General features: G+C 75.2%; 18 protein-coding genes. 8 read left to right on the plus strand and 10 right to left on the minus strand.

Translation table 11 applies throughout. The annotated features are described in order from the left end of the window. The first annotated feature begins 126 nt into the window (after positions 1 to 126). Positions 127 to 807: a hypothetical protein gene (locus RM779_RS11280; protein WP_311617547.1), complete on the plus strand. Its 681-nt coding sequence runs from the start codon at positions 127 to 129 to the stop codon at positions 805 to 807. Between the two features lie 104 nt (positions 808 to 911). On the opposite strand, the gene RM779_RS11285 is transcribed toward RM779_RS11280, so the two are convergent. Continuing rightward, the gene (locus RM779_RS11285; RefSeq protein ID WP_311617548.1) at positions 912 to 2,087 is read right to left on the minus strand and encodes an Mrp/NBP35 family ATP-binding protein; all 1,176 of its coding nucleotides are present in this window, start codon (positions 2,085 to 2,087) and stop codon (positions 912 to 914) included. Positions 2,088 to 2,168: 81 nt separating this feature from the next. Here RM779_RS11285 and RM779_RS11290 point away from each other — a divergent pair, with 81 nt between their 5' ends. Continuing rightward, positions 2,169 to 2,933: a hypothetical protein gene (locus RM779_RS11290; protein ID WP_311617549.1), complete on the plus strand. Its 765-nt coding sequence runs from the start codon at positions 2,169 to 2,171 to the stop codon at positions 2,931 to 2,933. Here the strand turns inward: RM779_RS11290 and RM779_RS11295 are convergent. Further along, complete coding sequence (locus RM779_RS11295; protein ID WP_311617550.1) at positions 2,917 to 3,465, minus strand: hypothetical protein; 549 nt, start codon at positions 3,463 to 3,465, stop codon at positions 2,917 to 2,919. The two genes, RM779_RS11290 and RM779_RS11295, sit on opposite strands and share 17 nt — an antisense overlap. A 25-nt stretch (positions 3,466 to 3,490) precedes the next feature. Then, the gene (locus tag RM779_RS11300; protein WP_077059155.1) at positions 3,491 to 4,246 is read right to left on the minus strand and encodes a ferritin-like fold-containing protein; all 756 of its coding nucleotides are present in this window, start codon (positions 4,244 to 4,246) and stop codon (positions 3,491 to 3,493) included. A gap of 590 nt (positions 4,247 to 4,836) precedes the next feature. Here RM779_RS11300 and RM779_RS11305 point away from each other — a divergent pair. Both RM779_RS11305 and RM779_RS11310 read left to right on the plus strand, forming a co-directional pair. Next, a complete protein-coding gene (locus RM779_RS11305; protein ID WP_449657298.1) occupies positions 4,837 to 6,312 on the plus strand; it encodes a DEAD/DEAH box helicase in 1,476 nt (491 codons plus the stop codon). A 112-nt stretch (positions 6,313 to 6,424) separates the two neighbouring features. Further along, positions 6,425 to 7,342 carry an alpha/beta fold hydrolase gene (locus tag RM779_RS11310; RefSeq protein ID WP_311617551.1) on the plus strand — a complete coding sequence of 306 codons (918 nt, stop codon included), beginning with the start codon at positions 6,425 to 6,427 and terminating at the stop codon, positions 7,340 to 7,342. Between the two features lie 30 nt (positions 7,343 to 7,372). Here RM779_RS11310 and RM779_RS11315 read toward each other — a convergent pair whose 3' ends face one another. From RM779_RS11315 to RM779_RS11345, 7 genes are all read right to left on the minus strand, one after another. Next, on the minus strand, positions 7,373 to 8,221 hold the full coding sequence (locus tag RM779_RS11315; protein ID WP_311617552.1) for a PHP domain-containing protein: 849 nt from the start codon (positions 8,219 to 8,221) through the stop codon (positions 7,373 to 7,375). A 44-nt stretch (positions 8,222 to 8,265) separates the two neighbouring features. Then, positions 8,266 to 8,904: a DUF6758 family protein gene (locus RM779_RS11320; protein ID WP_311617553.1), complete on the minus strand. Its 639-nt coding sequence runs from the start codon at positions 8,902 to 8,904 to the stop codon at positions 8,266 to 8,268. 43 nt (positions 8,905 to 8,947) lie between these two features. Further along, complete coding sequence (locus tag RM779_RS11325) at positions 8,948 to 9,547, minus strand: suppressor of fused domain protein (RefSeq protein WP_311617554.1); 600 nt, start codon at positions 9,545 to 9,547, stop codon at positions 8,948 to 8,950. Then, positions 9,544 to 10,503, minus strand: coding sequence for a DMT family transporter (locus RM779_RS11330; protein ID WP_394813272.1), 960 nt, complete (start codon positions 10,501 to 10,503; stop codon positions 9,544 to 9,546). The genes RM779_RS11325 and RM779_RS11330 overlap by 4 nt, the downstream gene beginning before the upstream one ends. 302 nt (positions 10,504 to 10,805) lie before the next feature. Continuing rightward, positions 10,806 to 11,033, minus strand: coding sequence for a DUF3107 domain-containing protein (locus RM779_RS11335; protein WP_077059150.1), 228 nt, complete (start codon positions 11,031 to 11,033; stop codon positions 10,806 to 10,808). A 131-nt stretch (positions 11,034 to 11,164) separates the two neighbouring features. After that, entirely contained in the window at positions 11,165 to 11,791 is a 627-nt protein-coding gene (locus RM779_RS11340) for a TetR/AcrR family transcriptional regulator (RefSeq protein ID WP_077059149.1), read from the minus strand. 143 nt (positions 11,792 to 11,934) lie between these two features. After that, a complete protein-coding gene (locus tag RM779_RS11345; RefSeq protein WP_311617555.1) occupies positions 11,935 to 12,177 on the minus strand; it encodes a hypothetical protein in 243 nt (80 codons plus the stop codon). A gap of 145 nt (positions 12,178 to 12,322) precedes the next feature. Between RM779_RS11345 and RM779_RS11350 the strand changes: the two genes are divergently transcribed. The 4 genes from RM779_RS11350 to RM779_RS11365 all read left to right on the plus strand — a co-directional run bounded on the left by RM779_RS11350 (position 12,323) and on the right by RM779_RS11365 (position 17,107). Continuing rightward, positions 12,323 to 13,297, plus strand: coding sequence for an alpha/beta fold hydrolase (locus RM779_RS11350; RefSeq protein WP_394813273.1), 975 nt, complete (start codon positions 12,323 to 12,325; stop codon positions 13,295 to 13,297). An 8-nt stretch (positions 13,298 to 13,305) separates the two neighbouring features. Continuing rightward, a complete protein-coding gene (locus RM779_RS11355) occupies positions 13,306 to 14,343 on the plus strand; it encodes a DUF3152 domain-containing protein (RefSeq protein ID WP_311617556.1) in 1,038 nt (345 codons plus the stop codon). Between the two features lie 149 nt (positions 14,344 to 14,492). Further along, complete coding sequence (locus RM779_RS11360) at positions 14,493 to 16,109, plus strand: DUF3492 domain-containing protein (RefSeq protein WP_311617557.1); 1,617 nt, start codon at positions 14,493 to 14,495, stop codon at positions 16,107 to 16,109. Further along, on the plus strand, positions 16,109 to 17,107 hold the full coding sequence (locus RM779_RS11365; RefSeq protein ID WP_311617558.1) for a hypothetical protein: 999 nt from the start codon (positions 16,109 to 16,111) through the stop codon (positions 17,105 to 17,107). The genes RM779_RS11360 and RM779_RS11365 overlap by 1 nt, the downstream gene beginning before the upstream one ends. Positions 17,108 to 17,222: the final 115 nt, after the last annotated feature.

Below are 17,222 nucleotides of genomic sequence, written 5' to 3' on the forward strand. Positions count from 1 at the left end.
GCCGCCCTTCGGGGCATATGACACCACTTGATCTCCAGGCATGCCCGACACCCCGGACCTGTATGGCTATCCTCCCTATGTCCGGGGTGAGCCCAGGACGAGGGCAACGAGGAGGCGTCGCGTTACATGGAGACGACGAGTCGGGCAGAGCCGCAGGACTCCGCAGGCGGCCCAGGCGCGTCCGGGGGCGGGGGCGCGCCGCAGGGGGTCCCGGGGGCGCGCCGCGCGGTGGAAGGCTATCTAATGGCCGGCTTCCCCTGGTACGGACTGGACGAGGCGTTCACGGGCCCCCGCTGGCTGATGCAGGTCGGGGTCTCCGCGGACGGGGCCGTGGAGCACGGCTCCACGGGCCACGGCGACGAGCCGTCGCTGCGGGGGGAGCTCGAGGACGAGGAGCAGCGGTTCGCGGTCGTGGTGACCGTTGCCAGCCGCCCGGTGCGGCGCAGCCCGGACGGCACGGGACTCCTGGAGGCCACGACGGTGTCCTCCGCCGCGTGGCTGGCCGGCTCCGGCCTGCTGTCGTGCACCTGGCCCTCGCAGCTGGAACGGGCGCTGCGGCAGGACTGGCTCGAACAGCAGACCGCCATCGCCTGGGAGCTGGCCGACGACCTGCACGGCGGCACCTGGACGGTGCTGTCCCTGCCGGTGGACGGCATCCCCACCGACTTCCACTACCGGGAGTCGGAGTACGGCTGGGTGCTGGCGGGGGCCGCGCAGCACGACGTGCACATCGGCGCCTACGGGCGCGGAATGAGCGCGTACGGCCTCGGCTTCGCCGTGGTCAAGGACATCGAGAGCTACGCCTAGGTCCTGTCCTGTCTGGGGGAGTCGTGGGCCCGGCAAGATAGGCAGGACAGGGCCCCGTAGCGTCCGCGGTCCCGGCGGGCGGCCAGGCCGCCCGCCGCGGCCCTTCAGAACTTGTTGCGCGGGGTGATGCCGAGCGACATCCCGGCGAGTCCCCGCTGCCGCACGCCGAGCGCGGCGGCCACCTCGCGGAGCGCGGCGCCGGCCGGCGAGTCCGGGTCGGACAGCACGACGGGCTTGCCCTCGTCGCCGCCCTCCCGCAGCCGCACGTCGATCGGAATGGAGCCGAGCACCGGCACCTCCGCCCCCGTCGTCCGCGTCAGGCCCTCCGCGACCCGCCGACCGCCGCCCGTGCCGAACACGTCGACCATCTCGCCGCAGTGCGGGCAGGGCAGGCCCGCCATGTTCTCCACGACGCCGACGATCTTCTGGTGCGTCTGCACGGCGATCGAGCCGGCCCGCTCCGCGACCTCGGCGGCAGCCTGCTGCGGCGTGGTCACCACCAGGATCTCCGCGCCGGGAACGAGCTGCGCGACGGAGATCGCGATGTCGCCCGTGCCGGGCGGCAGGTCGAGGAGCAGCACGTCGAGGTCGCCCCAGTAGACGTCCGCGAGGAACTGCTGGAGCGCACGGTGCAGCATCGGGCCCCGCCACACCACGGGCGCGTTGCCCGGCGTGAACATCCCGATGGAGATCACCTTCACGCCGTGCGCCGACGGCGGCATGATCATGTCCTCCACCTGGGTCGGCCTGGCGTCCGTGCCCAGCATGCGGGGCACCGAGTGGCCGTAGATGTCGGCGTCCACCACGCCGACCTTCAGCCCGTCCGCCGCCAGGGCCGCGGCCAGGTTGACGGTGACGGAGGACTTGCCGACGCCGCCCTTGCCCGAGGCGACCGCGTAGACGCGGGTCAGCGAGCCGGGCTGGGCGAACGGGATCTCCCGCTCGGCCTTGCCGCCGCGCAGCGAGGCCGCGAGGTCCTTGCGCTGCTCGTCGCTCATCACGTCGAGATCGACGCGCACCCCGGAGACGCCGTCGACCGCGCGGACCGCCGCCGTCACGTCGGCCGTGATCGAGTCGCGCATCGGGCAGCCCGCGATCGTCAGATACACCCCGACGGTGACCGTACCGTCGGCGCCGATGTCCACAGACTTGACCATGCCGAGGTCGGTGATGGGCCGGTGGATCTCCGGATCGTTCACCCGCGTCAGGGCGGCCCGCACCGCGTCTTCCGTGGGGAGCGTGCCCGTCGCGCCCCGGGCCTGGGGGGTATCGGTAGCCATGACCCCGATGGTACGGCGCCGGGACGCGGGGGCAGGACACGACCTACAGGCCGCGGCGGGCTTGCCGGTACGCTGCGCCCCGTGACCCCAACTGCCCCCACAGAACAGCTCAGGTGGCGCAGGGCCGTGGCGGGCGCGGTGTGCGCCGGCGCGCTGGCCGTGACGTTGTCGGCGTGCGGCGGCTCCGAGGAGCCCGAGGTGGAGACCAACGGCGTCGACGAGCTCGCGCCGGAGGAGATGGAGCGGCGCGCCAGAGAGGCCGCGGCCGAGGCGGCCACCGTCCGGCTGTCCGGCACGGTCATCACCGGCGACAGCTCCTACCGGCTCGACGTGCGGCTCGGCAACGACGGCGGGGTGGGCGAGGTCTCGGCCGGAGGCGCCACGTTCGAGGTGCTGCGCGTCGGCGAGGACCTGTACATCAAGGCGGACGCGGCGTTCTGGGAGAGCGGGGGCATCCCGGAGGAGCTGGAGTCCGATCCGGCGGAGAAGCTGGACGGCCGGTACGTCAGGGTCGCGCCCGAGGACCCCGCGTACGCGGAGCTGAGCGGCTTCACCGACAAGAACACGCTGCTCGACGGGCTGCTGACGCTGGAAGGCGACCGGGCCGTCGACGAGGAGCACGGCGAGATCGACGGGGTGGAGACGGTCCGCGTCGAGGGCGACGGCGGCGCGGGCGGCGCGATGGAGGTCTCCCTGGTCGGCACCCCCTACCCGCTGCGGATCGAGCGCGGCGGCGAGGCAGGGGAGCTGACGATGGACGACTGGGGCGAGGAGTTCTCGCTGAACGCGCCGCCGGAGGACGACGTCGTCGACTACGGCGACGAGATGATCACCGAGGAGGAGTAGCGGCGCCGCCCCGCCGGCCGCCGCCACGGCGGGCCGGCAGACCGCTCGGCACGGGCACGCGGGTGCTCGCGGGCGTCGGCAGGGGCGCGGCGGCCTGGGAGGCGTCGGGCAGCCGGCCGGGGCGCTGGATGGGCTCCCCGGCCGGTGCCAGGCACAGCACCCGGCAGGTCGCGGCCCAGCGGCCGGGCAGCGTCTCGGCGTCCGGCGCGTTCAGCCGCTTGCCCTTCAGCTCGGCGACCGCGGCGGCCCATTCGGGCCCGTCCGGCGGCGGCTCCGCGACGCGCGCGGGCCACACCACGAGCCGGCCGCCCTTGTCCTTGCTGCGGCAGCTGACCGTGGCCGTGCCCCCGTCGGCCAGGCCGAGCCCGTCGAGCGGCTGCTCGCCGGGGCCGCCGACGAGCCACACCGCGCCGTCGTGCCAGACGTGCCACAGGGCGCGGGCCGGACCTTCCTGGCCCCGCACCCACACCAGGGCGGACTTCTTGGCGGCTTCCTCGATCAGGGCCCGGTCGAACGCGGCGGCGGTCGTCATGCCCGGAGCGTAGCCCCGCGAGGCCTCAGGCGGACAGGCCGAGGGCGGCCATCCGCTTGGTGTGCGCCTCGGTGATACGGGAGAACATCCGGCCGATCTCGGCCAGGTCGAAGCCGTCCGCGACGCCGCCCACGAGCATGGTGGACAGCGCGTCCCGGTCGGCGACCACGCGCTGGGCCTGCGACAGGGCCTCGCCCATCAGGCGGCGGGCCCACAGCGCGAGCCGGCCGCCGACGCGCGGATCGGCCTCGATGGCGGAGCGGACCTTCTCCACGGCGAACGAGGCGTGCCCCGTGTCGTCCAGCACGGCCAGCACCAGGGACCTGGTGTCGGTGTCGAGGCGGACGGCGACCTCGCGGTAGAAGTCGGCGGCGATGGCGTCCCCGACATACGCCTTGACCAGGCCCTCGATCCAGTCGGACGGCGCCGTGAGCCGGTGGAACTCGTCCAGCGCGGACGCGAACGGCTCCATCGCCCGCGCCGGGTCCTCGTCGATGTGCCGCAGGCGGCCCGTGAGCTGCTCGAAGTGGTGGAACTCGGCCGCCGCCATCCGGGCCAGGGCCGCCTTGTCGGGCAGGGTGGGCGCCAGCTTCGCGTCCTCGGCGAGGCGCTCGAACGCCGCCAGCTCGCCGTAGGCCAGCGCGCCCAGGAGATCGACCACGGCCGCCCGGTACCGCGGGTCGGCGGACGCCTCCGGCCAGTCCGCCGCGGCGACGCCGGTGACCTCCGTGGTCCCGGCCGGGTCGGCCGCATCGGGAGTCGGGGTCTTCGGCGTCTCCATCAGGTCTCCTCCGCAGGCGGATCGGCGTCGCGCCCGGCAACGTTCACGCGAGTGCACAATAGTCGCTGGAACCGGGTGGGCGGGCCCGGCCGCGTTCCCCGGGAACGCGGCCTGACACATGTGCGCCGTTCCGAGGTACAGTGGTATAGCGGCTCACGCGTATGCGGTGGGCCCATCCCCATGCTGGCGACCTGGGCCCGGAAAGCGCGGATTGTCCAGGAAACCCGAGGATGCCCGGTCGGTGGCCCGATCGGCTCCGACCTGACCAGCCCTCCGCGCGGTGCGGTGAGGGTCCCCCCGGACGGTTCCGGGGAGCCCCGCACCATCCGCGGCATGAGGGACCCCGCTCGCGCGGTGCGTGCGCTTGAGCGAGACGACCGGGTCCCGCGCCGGACGACCGGCCCCCCACCGGGGCCGCCACTCGACGGCACGGTGCAATCGACCCGCCTCGCCGCCGGGTGCCGCGTCACACAGAAGAGGCAACGACCCTGTCCGCTACCACCACCACATTCCGAGATCTCGGAATTCTGGCCGAGACAGCCGAGGCCCTGGAGGCCGTCGGCATCACCACCCCGTTCCCCATCCAGGAAATGACCCTCCCCGTCGCCCTCGCCGGCACCGACGTGATCGGGCAGGCGAAGACCGGCACCGGCAAGACGCTCGGCTTCGGGCTGCCGCTGCTGGAGAGCGTCACCGTCCAGGCGGACGTCGAGTCCGGCCGTGCCGCGCCCGCCCAGCTCACCGACGGGCCGCAGGCCCTCGTCGTCGTCCCCACGCGCGAGCTGTGCCAGCAGGTGACCAACGACCTGCTCACCGCGGGCAAGGTGCGGAACGTCCGGGTCGTGTCGATCTATGGCGGCCGGGCCTACGAGCCGCAGGTCGAGGCCCTCGCCAAGGGCGTCGACGTCGTCGTCGGCACCCCGGGCCGCCTGCTCGACCTCGCCGCCCAGCGCAAGCTGAACCTGTCGCGGGTCCGCTGCCTCGTCCTGGACGAGGCGGACGAGATGCTCGACCTCGGCTTCCTCCCGGACGTGGAGAAGATCATCCAGCTGCTGCCCGCCAAGCGGCAGACGATGCTGTTCTCCGCGACGATGCCGGGCCAGGTCATCGGCCTCGCCCGCCGCTACATGAGCCAGCCCACGCACATCCGCGCCACCGAGCCCGATGACGAGGGCGCGACTGTGGCCAACATCACGCAGCACGTCTTCCGGGCGCACTCGCTGGACAAGCCGGAGATGGTCGCGCGCATGCTCCAGGCCGAGGGCCGCGGACTGGTGATGGTCTTCTGCCGCACCAAGCGGACCGCGGCCGATGTCGCCGAGCAGCTCGGCAGGCGCGGCTTCGCCGCCGCCGCCGTGCACGGCGACCTCGGGCAGGGCGCCCGCGAGCAGGCGCTGCGCGCGTTCCGCAACGGCAAGGTCGACGTGCTCGTCTGCACCGATGTCGCCGCCCGCGGCATCGACGTGGACGGCGTCACCCACGTGATCAACTACCAGACGCCGGAGGACGAGAAGACCTACCTGCACCGCGTCGGCCGCACCGGCCGCGCGGGCGCGACCGGCATCGCCGTCACCCTGGTCGACTGGGACGACATCCCGCGCTGGCAGCTGATCAACAAGGCGCTGGGGCTGGCGTTCCCCGACCCGCCGGAGACCTACTCGACCTCCCCGCACCTCTTCCAGTCGCTGCGCATTCCCGACGGCACCAAGGGCACGCTGCCGCGCGCGGAGCGGACCAGGGCCGGGCTCGACGCGGAAGAGGTCGAGGACCTCGGCGGCACGGGCGCGAAGCGCCGCGGGCGCGAGAGCCGCCCGGCGGCCGTCCGCACGCGGGCACCGCGGCAGCGGCGCCGCACACGCGGCGGAGCCCCGGTGGCTCCCGGGGAGACGGGGGAGACCGGGGAGAGCGTGGGCGTCGTCGCGGAGACGGCGCCGCGGCAGGCCGAGCCGCAGGCCGCGCCCGCCGAGGGGCACGACGAGGCGGCGTCCGCCGCACCGCGCACCCCGCGCCGCCGGCGTCGCAGGACCCGCGCGGGCCGGACGGACCGGCCCACCGAGGAGTCCTGAGGGGACAAGACGCGCACCGCGTCCGGGCCGGAGCACCAACGGCGGCCCGGGGCGCTGCGCGGGCCGTGCGCGGCCGGTCACCGGCTTGCCCGTCCGGGTTACTGTCGAAGCTGTGAGCAGACCGCCGTTCTGTGTGCCCCCGACCGGAGTGCGGGCCCACCGCCTCGCCACCCGGCGCGGCGAGTTCGCCGTGCTCGACGCCGTCCCCGCCGGGGAGCCGGCCGGAACGGTTCTGCTGGTGCCCGGGTACACCGGCAGCAAGGAAGACTTCATCGCGCTGCTGGAGCCGCTGGCCGCCGCCGGGTACCGCGCGGTCGCCGTGGACGGGCGCGGGCAGTACGAGACGGCGGGCACGCCGGGGCGCACGGCCTACGGGCTCGGGGCGCTCGCGGAGGACGTGCTCGCGCAGGCCGACGCGCTGGGCGCCGGTCCCGTGCACCTGGTCGGGCACTCGCTGGGCGGGCTGATCTCGCGCGGCGCGGTACTGCGCGCCCTGGCCGCGGGGCGGCCCTCGCCGTTCGCCTCCCTGACCCTCATCGCCTCGGGCCCCGGCCGCGTCGCCCGCCGCCAGCGGTGGCGGGCGCGGGCGCTGCGCCTGGGCCTGCCCGTGCTGGGCGCGGGCCGCGTGTGGCAGGTGTGCTACCGCGGGGTGGAGCCGGGCGACGTCGGCGCGTTCCTGCACCGCCGCTGGCTGGCCAACGTGCCCGACCAGCTGCTCGCCACCGGCCGCACGCTGCGGTACGAGCCGGACCGCGTGGCGCGGCTCGCCGCGGCCGGGCTGCCCGTTCACGTGCTCTCGGGCGAGCGGGACGGCGCGTGGCCGGTGCCGCTGCTCGACCGGATGGCGCACCGGCTGAGCGCGCGCCGCACGGTGATCCGCGGCGCGGAGCACTCGCCGAACGCGGAACGTCCCGTCGAGACCGCCACGGCCCTGCTCGACTTCTGGACGCACACCTCCCCGCCCGCGACCGACCGGCCCGCCGCCGCCCCGCGGCCGCCGGCGGACGGGTGTGCTTCGCCCGCCCGGTGAGGTCCGCGGCGCGGCACCGGTGGGGCGTGATCAGCGCGCGGCCGTCAGGGGGCGGGCGCCCTTTGCCCGTTCGGTGATCTCCGCGTAGGCCTCGGGCGACGTCGTGTGCTCGCCGAGGCGGCAGCTTTTGCGGGTGCCGTGGTAGTCGCTGGACCCGGTGGTCAGCAGGCCCAGGTCGGCGGCCATGCCGCGCAGCCGGTCGCGGGTGGCGGCGTCGTGGTCGATGTGGTCGACCTCCACACCGTCGAGGCCCGCCGCGGCGAGCTGCGCGATGGCGGCGTCCGGGACGACGCGTCCGCGCCGCCAGGCCAGCGGGTGCGCGAAGACGGCGACGCCGCCCGCGTCGTGGATGAGGCCGATCGCGGCGGTGGCGTCCAGCTCGTGCTTGGCGACGTGGGCCCGGCCGCCGTCGCCGATCCACTCGGCGGTGAACGCGGCGGACACGTCCTCGATGATCCCGGCCTCGACCATGGCCGCGGCGATGTGCGGCCGGCCGATCGAGCCCTGGGCGAGCTCGCGGACGCGCTCCCAGGCCACGGGCGCCCCCAGCTCGTTCAGCCGGGCGACGATCGCGCGGGCCCGCGGGACGCGGTCGTCGCGCAACAGGTCGCGTTCCCTGGCCAGTTCGGGCTCGGTGGGGTCGAACAGGTAGGCCAGCATGTGCAGGCTCACCCCGTCGAGGCGGCAGGAGATCTCCGCGCCGGTGACCAGGGTCAGCCCGGGCGGCAGCGCCTCCGCCGCCGCGGCGTGGCCAGCGACCGTGTCGTGGTCGGTGAGGGCGACGACATCGAGTCCCGCGGCGCGCGCCGCGGTGACCAGCTCGGCGGGGGAGTCGGTGCCGTCGGAGGCCGTGGAATGGGTGTGCAGGTCGATGAGCACCCCGCCAGGATAGCCACGAACGGCGGAAGGCCCTCAAGGGCGCCTCAGCCGAGCAGCCGGGGGGAGAGCGCGCCACAGGGGACGAGGTCCACCTCGGAGCCCGCGTCGCGCAGATCGGTGAGCACCAGCTCGTCGTACAGCAGCAGTCCCGACTCCTGGGGCCAGGTGACGGCCCACAGCCACCGCCCCATCGCCTCCCCCGCGAAGACGGCGCGGTCCTCGGGGGCGCCGTCGACGAGCCACAGCGGCGTCGGCCGCCCGGCCGCGAGGACCTTGGCCTGCGGCGGCCCCGCCACGCGCAGCCGCGGCCCCGGATCGGGGCCCGGTATCCCGGCGTACCTGGCGCCGAGCCCGACGCCCAGCTCCTCGGCGATCAGCAGCAGTTCGCCCGGGCCGCCCAGCGGTCCCGGGCCCGAGCAGGCGACGGCGGTGGCCCGCCCCCCTCCGCTGTCGTCACCGGCGGAGGCCACGCCGGTGAACAGCCAGCCGACCGGAAGCGGCCAGGGCATCCACACCGGGACCTCGGCCTGGCCGACGACGACGGTGAGGGCGTTCACGCTGGGGGGGATGATGGGCTGCAACGGGTGCACCGGGCCGTGTGCGGCGCACCGCCACGAGTCGGCGAAGAGGCCGGGCGCTCGCACCCGCCCACCGCATTTCGGGCAACTGGGTTCGCCCCTCATGGGGAACAACAGTCCCTCCGCGCCGCCCGTCCGTCAAGCGCCGTCACTCGCCCAAGGGCACCGCCGCGCGGGCCGGATCGCGTAGGTCCGTGCCGTGGTGCAGCCACCGTTCCTCCAGGGCAGCGGCGCCGTGGACGCGTTTCCAGGCGGCCTCGTTCGGAGTCATCGGCAGGAGTGGGAAAAAACGGACCGGATCGCGCGGCGGGGGCAGCGGCAGCTCGGGCACCACCGCGCCCGGCTCGCCCGCCAGGACGGAGGTGAACGGGGCGCCGGGCCACAGCGGTTCGCCGAGGTCGAGCGAGCCGCCCGCGGCCAGCACCACGCCCTCCACCTGCGGCGAGGCGGCGAACACGGCGAGCGCCCGGTGCACGGCGTCGGTCCGCGCGTGCCCCGCGCGCAGGGTCAGCAGCAGCTCCGCGCGCGGGCCGCGGTCGGGATCGGCGACGGCGGCGGTGGGATCGGTCATCGGCAGCGCCGACATGCCGGAGGTGGCGTACCGCACCAGCCCCTGCCCGGCGTCGGGGATGCGCAGCACCTCGATGCGCCCGGTGCCGATGAACGTGACCGCGGCGCGCGCGTCCGGTGGGCCGACCGCTTCGCGCAGCCGCCGTTCGACGCGCTCCCGCACCTCGTCCGCACTCATGTGCGCTCCGCGCGGATCACCAGGGCGAGGCCGAGCACGATCAGGCCGAGGGCCGGATACGCGGCGGCCGGCGGCAGCTGGCCGAGCCACACGGCCGCGATGAGGGCGGCGCCCGGCGTCTCCAGCAGCAGCGCGATGGAGGTGACCGACGGGCCCAGGCCGCGCACCACGCGGTTGATCAGGGAATGGCCGAGCAACTGGGAGGCGAGGGTGAGGGCGAGCAGCTTCAGCCACGTCTCCCCGGAGTAGCCGCCGAGCGGGCTGCCCGCGAGGAGACAGACCAGGAGCAGCAGCAGGGCGGTGGTGGAGTAGCACAGGAACGTGTAGCCGGTGGTGCTGGTGGTGCGCTGCACCTCGGCGCCGATCAGCACGTACACGGCGGCGGCCATGCCGCCGCCGAGCGCGAGCGCGTCCCCGGCCAGGGCCTCGGGCGACACGGCCAGGTCGACGCCGGTGAGGACGACGACGCCGGCGACGGCCACGGCGGAGCCGGCCCAGACCGCGGCCGGCGGCCGCCGGCCGGTGAGGCGCAGCAGCAGGGTGGTCCAGATGGGGGTGGTGGTGACCAGGGCGACGGACGAGGCCACGGAGGTGAGGTGGAGGCTGGGCAGCCAGAGCCCGAAGTGCGCGGCGAGCGCGGCGCCCGCGGCCAGCGACAGCAGCAGCGTGCGGCGGTCGAGGCGGGACAGCTCGGCGCGCAGCCGCCCGCGCAGCAGCACGACGGGCGTGAGCGCGGCTGCGGCCATGGCGTTGCGCCAGAAGGCGATGGCGAGGGCGGGGGCGGCGGTCGCCGCGATGAGCGGCCCGGAGAGCGAGACGCCGGTGACGGCGATGGTCAGCAGCAGGGCGTCGAGCCGCTGCTGGGGGAGGCCGGCGAGCGGGGGCAGCCGGGGCAGCGGGGGAACGGCGCGGCGCGCGCGGCCCCGGCCGCTGCGCGGTATGCCGGTGACGGGCACGGCGGCTGCCCTCCTCCCTCCTCGGCGGCCTTCCACACTAGGTCCTGTCCTGTCGATCTTGTCGGATCAGCCCGCGGCGTCAGATGCGGTGGATCGCCAGGCGCCGGATCGCAGCTCATACCTGTCCGTATTCGCGCGATTCGGTAACGCAGCGAGGTGCCGTAGCTGGCGTCGCGGGCCCGGCAAGATCGGCAGGACAGGGCCTAGTGCGCCGCGCCGGCCGCGGGACAGCGCGTGAGCGGCGGCCGGTGTACCCGGCCGCCGCTCACACACGCTGCGGGCACTGCGCCGTCGGAGCGCCGTCAGAGCGTTCCGAAGCCCACCCGGCGCGGCGTGGGCTGGCCGATCTCCACGTAGGCCACCCGGTCGGCCGGGACCAGAACCTTGCGGCCGTGCTCGTCGACCAGGCTGAGCAGTTGGCCGGAACCGGACAGCGCCGTGCTGACCGCGCTCTCGACCTCTTCGGCGGACTGCCCGCTCTCGAGAATGATCTCCCGCGGTGTGTGCTGAACGCCGATCTTGATTTCCACGGCTTGTCCCTCCGCTGGTCCCAAACGTGCGCGACGGTCCGCGCCGTACTGACCACAGGTTATCCGCGCCGTTCGCCGGGCCTGTCCCGGGCGGCCACGCCCAGAGCGAACAGGCCGGGTCAGTGCCCGTCTCAGTGCTGGATGGGGAAGCCTGCGATCCCGCGCCAGGCGAGGCCGGCGGTCAGCGTCCGCGCGACGTCGCCGGGGATCTGCTGGCCGGAGCTGAGCCAGTGCCGGGCGGTGATCTGGGCCATGCCGCACAGGCTGACGGCCAGCAGCATCGCCTGCTCCTCGGACAGGTCGGTGTCCTCGACGATGAGCGGGCAGACGAGCTTGGCGCAGTCGAGCGCCACCTGGTCGACGCGCTCGCGCACCGACGGCTCGTTCGTCAGGTCGGACTCGAAGACCAGCCGGAACGCGCCGCCCTCGTGCTCCACGTAGGAGAAGTAGGCGTCCATCGTGGCGGCGATCCGCTGCTTGTTGTCGCTGGTGGCGGCCAGTGCCTTGCGGATGGACTGCACCAGCGCCTCGCAGTGCTGGTCGAGCAGCGCGAGGTACAGCTCCAGCTTGCCGGGGAAGTGCTGGTAGAGCACCGGCTTGCTGACACCCGCGCGGTCCGCGATGTCGTCCATGGCCGCCGCGTGGTAACCCTGCGCGACGAACACCTCCTGGGCCGCGCCCAGCAGCTGGTTGCGCCGGGCCCGGCGCGGCAGGCGGGTACCTCGCGGACGCGCCTCGGTCTGCTCAGTGGCGCTCACGCCGCCTCCCGGTGATCGTTCCCTGCGATGCGCATTCCTGGCCGCGCGCCGTGTCGTCATCGTACGTTCGAGTAGTCGCGGAGCGTGCATCGTGAGGGCAGGATTTCACTCTGCGGACATTCCTGCTCGCCGGACATTTCCGCTCAGCGGTACTCGTCGTCGCCCGGGTCGACGGCCCTGGCCTGCTCCGCGGCGTCCGCCGGGTCCACTCCCTCCGCGGCGCGCCCGGTCAGCGGGGTGTCGCGGAGCCGCAGCAGCTCAAGACGCTGCTCGGCGGCGTCGGCCTCGGGCACCTCGTCCTCCAGGTCCTCCTCGAAGAGGCCCTCCTCCTGCTCCTCGTCGAGGAATTCGTCGAACGTCTCCGGGTCCCTCGGGTCCTGGGACATGTCGCCACCTCCTCGTGGTCGGCAAGGTGGTCCTGCGGGTCATTCCAGCCTAGGGGCGACTTCGCGGGAGGGCGAACCCACGAATCGCGCGGGCCCCCGGAGGGGCGTGTGCCACGCGGCGCGGCGGGCTCCTACTATGGCGCCCATGCCAACCACCGAGGAGCTGCGCGCCCAGGCGGCACTTGCCGCGACGGAGGGCTGGCCAGGGGTCAGGGACGGGGAGACGCTGCGAACGGTGTCGCTGCCCGGGATGACGCTCGCGGTCCGCCGCCGGGCCGCCACGCGCGACGGCCTTGAGTCCGCGCTGCTGGTGCACGGTCTCGGCGGCTCGTCCCGCAACTGGTCCTCGCTGATGGAGCTGCTGGCCGGCGAGGTCGAGTGCGAAGCCGTCGACCTGCCGGGCTTCGGCGCCTCCCCGCCGCCCGACAGCGGCGACTACTCCGTGTACGGGCACGCCAGGGCCGTGATCCGGCTGCTCGACTCGGCCGATCGCGGGGGCCGGGGGCCGGTGCACCTCTTCGGCAATTCGCTCGGCGGTGCCGTGGCCACGCGCGTCGCGGCGCTGCGCCCCGACCTGGTCCGCACGCTCACCCTCGTCTCGCCCGCGCTGCCCGAGCTGACGCCGCAGCGCACCGCGTGGCCGACGGGGCTGCTCGGACTGCCGGGGATGCCGCGGCTGATGCCCCGCATGACCCGGGAGATGACGGCGGGCCAGCGCGCCCGCCAGGTGCTGCGGCTGTGCTACGGGAACCCGGCGCGGATCACGCCGGAGGACTTCGCCGCCGCGGAGGCCGAGCTGGAACGGCGGCAGTCGCTGCCGTACTTCTGGGACTCGCTGACCCGTTCGGCGCGCGGCCTGGTCAACGCCTACACGCTGGGCGGCCAGCATTCGCTGTGGCGGCAGGCCGAGCGCGTGCTGGCGCCGACGCTGCTGGTCTACGGTGTGCGGGACCGGCTGGTGTCCTTCCGGATGGCCCGGCGGGCGGGACGGGCGTTCGGCTTTTCCCGGCTGGTGGTGCTCCCGGAGGCCGGGCACATGGCCATGATGGAGTACCCGGATGAAGTGGCCGTGGCCTTCCGGGACTTCTTCGCCGAGACCGCCGGGCCCCCCGTCGGCTAGGGAGCTGCATGGACCACCGCGACCCCGCCGCAGTACCTCACAACGCCGGACCGCGCCAGGAGTATCTCGATGCCTTCGACGAGGGTTCCTTCAAACACCGCGTCCCCGAACAGCGGAGCGCGGAGCCGGAGGGCGCGCCGCCGCACCGGCGCCACGGCAGGCCGGCGAGGCGCGGGTCCGTGCGCGGGGATAGCCCGGGGCACCGGCGCGCGAAGGGCGGCTGGGGGCGCACGCTGGCGGGCATCGGCGCCGCCGCGGTGGTGACGGCGCTCGGCGTGGTGGTGGCCGTGCGCATGGTCGACCCCGACGCGGGCGTGAGCGACGTGTCCGACGCGGCGCAGCCCGCGCCCGGCGGGAACGAGGAGCTGCGCGACGGCGGGGCTCCGACGCCGCCCGAGGCGGCGGAGCAGACGCCCGCGGAGCCGAGCACGCCGCCGGAGCCGACGTACGACGAGCTGCTGAGCACCATGTTCGAGCTGGACCCGGAGATGACCGGCTCGGGCGAGCTGGTGCCCGTCGAGGGCACGGCCGAGGCGGTGGAGCCGGAGGCGGCGACGCAGCTGCGGTACCGCGTCGACGTCGAGGACCGGCTCGGCCTCGACCCCGAGCTGTTCGCCGAGGCGGTCCACCGCACACTGAACGACGACCGCGGCTGGACCAACGACGGCGAGCGTTCCTTCTCGCGGGTCTCCGCGGGCGATTACGACTTCATCGTGACCCTGGCCAGCCCGGGCACGACGGCGGACTGGTGTGCCCGCTCAGGTCTGGACGTCACCGAGGACAACGTCTCCTGCAACTCCTCGAACACCGAGCGCGTGATGATCAACGCCTGGCGCTGGGCGCAGGGTTCCGAGACCTACGGCGACGACATCGCCGGGTACCGCCAGATGCTGATCAACCACGAGGTGGGGCACCGGCTCGGTTACGGGCACCTGACGTGCCCGGCCGAGGGGGCGCTCGCGCCGGTGATGATGCAGCAGACCAAGTTCCTGGAGATGAACGGCGTGACCTGTCGGCCCAATCCGTGGCCGCACCCGGACAACTGACCGGCCCGGCACGCCGTAACGACGCCGCTCGGCACAAAGTCACGAATATTCACCCCTTCTGATGGTGTGGCGGACAACCGTCCGCCGCATCAGGCACATGTAGACATACCGTCTTTCCGACACGGAGATGTCAGACAGGGGGTGCGCCGGTGCGCGTCGCTTTGCTCACAGAGGGTGGGTACCCGTATGCACAGGGCGAGTCGGTCGCCTGGTGCGACCGGCTGCTGCACGGCCTGCCGGAGCACGACTTCGAGGTTCTGGCGCTGAGTCGCGGCAGGCAGCAGGAGCTCGGCCCGCGGCGCCCGCTCCCGGCCAACGTGCGCGGCGTGCACACCGCCCCGCTGTGGGGGCCGCCGCAGGGCATCGCCGCCCGGCCCGGCGCCCCGCGCGCGTGGGCGCGCGTGGCCCGGGCGCCGGCCCGCCGGTTCGCCGAGTGCTTCGCCGAGCTGGTCGCGGCGCTCTGCCCCGGGTACCAGCCGCTCGGCGAGGCCCAGCCCGCGCGGCAGGCGGACCGCTTCGCCGACGGGCTTTACGGGCTCGCCGACCTCGCCGCCCACCACGGCGGGCTCAGCACGTGGCTCTACTCGGAGCACGCCGTCCGCGCGCTGGAGGCGGCCTGCCGCGCCCCCGGCGCGCCGCGGGCCGTGCACGGCGCGCGGGTGGCCGATCTGCTCGCCGTCGCCGAGCGGCTGGAGCGGGCCCTGCGCCCGCTGTCGCTCGGCTGGTACGAGGCGGAAGGGCCCGGCGCGGGCGAGCTGTGCCACGCGGTCGGCGCCGGGCCCGCCGCGCTGGCCGGCCTGATCGCCCGGCACAGGTACGGCACTCCGCTGCTGATCACCGAGTACGGCGTGCGGCTGCGCGAGCACTACCTGGCGAGTGCGGCCGCGCACACGGTGCCGCGTTCCGCCGCGGGCGCCCCCGTTCGCGCCCTGCTGGCCGCCTTCCAGGTGCGGCTCGCCCGCGAGGCGTACCGCAGGGCCGCGCTGATCACGCCGGGCGACACCACCGCGCGCCGGTGGCAGGAGCGGTGCGGGGCCGAGCCGGCGCGGCTGCGCACGGTGTACCCCGGGCTGGACGCGCGCCCGTTCCGCGCCGCGGCCGAGGCCGGGTCCGGGCGTGGGGCCGCGTTCCCCGCTCTGGTGTGGGTCGGCAGGGCGGAGCCCGGCAAGGGCCTCGCCGGTCTGCTGCACGCGTTCCACGCGGTGCGCGCCGCGGAGCCTGCCGCGCGGCTGCGCATCGTCGGCACCCCGGCCCGCGGCCGGCCGGACGCCGGCTACCTCGCCCGCTGCCGCGCGCTCGCCGCGCGCCTCTTCCCCGGCCCCGCCGGGCCCGTCACGTTCACGGAGGTGGGCGGCGCCGATGTGCCCACGCTCGCCGATGCCTACGCCGCGGGCGGCGTGGTGGTGTTCCCCGGCGCGGACAGCGGGTTCCCGCTACCGCTGATCGAGGCCATGTTCTGCGCCCGCGCCACCGTCGCCACGGACGCGGGGGCGGTGGCCGAGGTCGTCGGTGGTGCCGGCCTCGTGGTGCCGCCCGGCGACCGGCGGGCGCTGGCGGACGCCTGTCTCGCGCTGCTGCGTGACCCCGCGCGGCGTGCGCGCCTCGGCGCGGCGGCGCGGGCCCGCGCCCTCGACCTGTTCACCGTCGAGCGGAATGTCGCCGCGTTCGACGCCATCTACCGCGAGCTGGGCCGCACCGCGCGGAGCGCGGCGGGCCTGGCGACGGAGCCGATACCCGCCGCCGGCCGGCCGGGGGAGCGGGTGTGATGGCCTCCGCCGATCCTCTCCCCGCCCTCCTGCGCGATCACCGCACGCTGTGCGAACGGGCCGTGGACCCGCTGGAGATCGCGGCCGGACTCGAAGCCAGGGGCGTCACCGACAGGACCGCCGCGCGCTTCCGCCACCGCGACGTCTTCTCGCTGGCCGAGGAGCTGTACGCGCGCGCGACGCCCCGCCCCGGCCGCCCGCTCGCCCAGGCGCCCGGACCCTGCACCGGCCGCCTGCGCCGCGTCGCCGACCTGCTGCTCGCGCTGCTGCCCGCCGCGCTGTGCGCGACGGGGCTGCGGGCCGGCGCGGGCCGGACGGCCCTCGCCGCCGCGACGCTGGCCGCCCTGTGGCTCGTGCTGTTCCGGCGGTCACCGCTCGGCATCGCGGGCCCGTTCGCGCTGCCGCCGCTCGCGCACGCCCTGGCCGGGGACGGCCTGCTGGCCGAGCTGCTGCCCGGCGGGCAGCAGCCGCAGGAGAACGCGGCGGCAGCGGCCACCCTCACCCTCGCGCTCGCCGCGGCGCCCGCGCTGTGGTGCCGCGTCTGGTTCGCCGCGCGCTGCCGGCGGCGGCTCGCCGTCAGCCGCGGCGTCCGCGGCTTCGCGGCCGGGGCCAGGGCGCTCCTCGCCGCCGCGCTCGGCCTCTACCTGGTCGGCCTGCTGGCCGCGCTCGGCCTGGTGCGGCTGCTGCTCGGCCCCTTCCCCTTCGGCGCCGCCGCGGCGCTCGGGCTGCTGCTCGGAGCCGTCGTGCTGCTGGTCGGGCACGGCTTCCGGCGCGCCGCCGCGGTGGGCCTCGCCGCCGCGGGGGCGGTGGAGGGGCTGGCACTCGCCCTGGTCAGCGCGTCGTGGCTGCCCGGCTGCGACGCGCTCGCCCGTCCCGTCGCGGCGCTGGCCGACGCGCACGGGGTGGCCGCCGTTCCCGCGCTGGCCTGCGGCGCGGCGGCCACCGGGCTGCTCGTTCATGCGGCGCACGCGCTGACCGGCCCGGCCGCGCACCGCTGAGGCGGCCCCGGCCGCCCCACCGCCCTTCCCTCCCCCGAGAAACCGATCACACGCAGAACACGCAAGAACAAGGAGCAACAACCGATGACCCGACAGTTGCACGGCAACGCCGCCG

Origin of the sequence: Streptomyces johnsoniae (assembly GCF_031845565.1) — a bacterium.
Lineage (GTDB): Bacteria > Actinomycetota > Actinomycetes > Streptomycetales > Streptomycetaceae > Streptomyces > Streptomyces johnsoniae.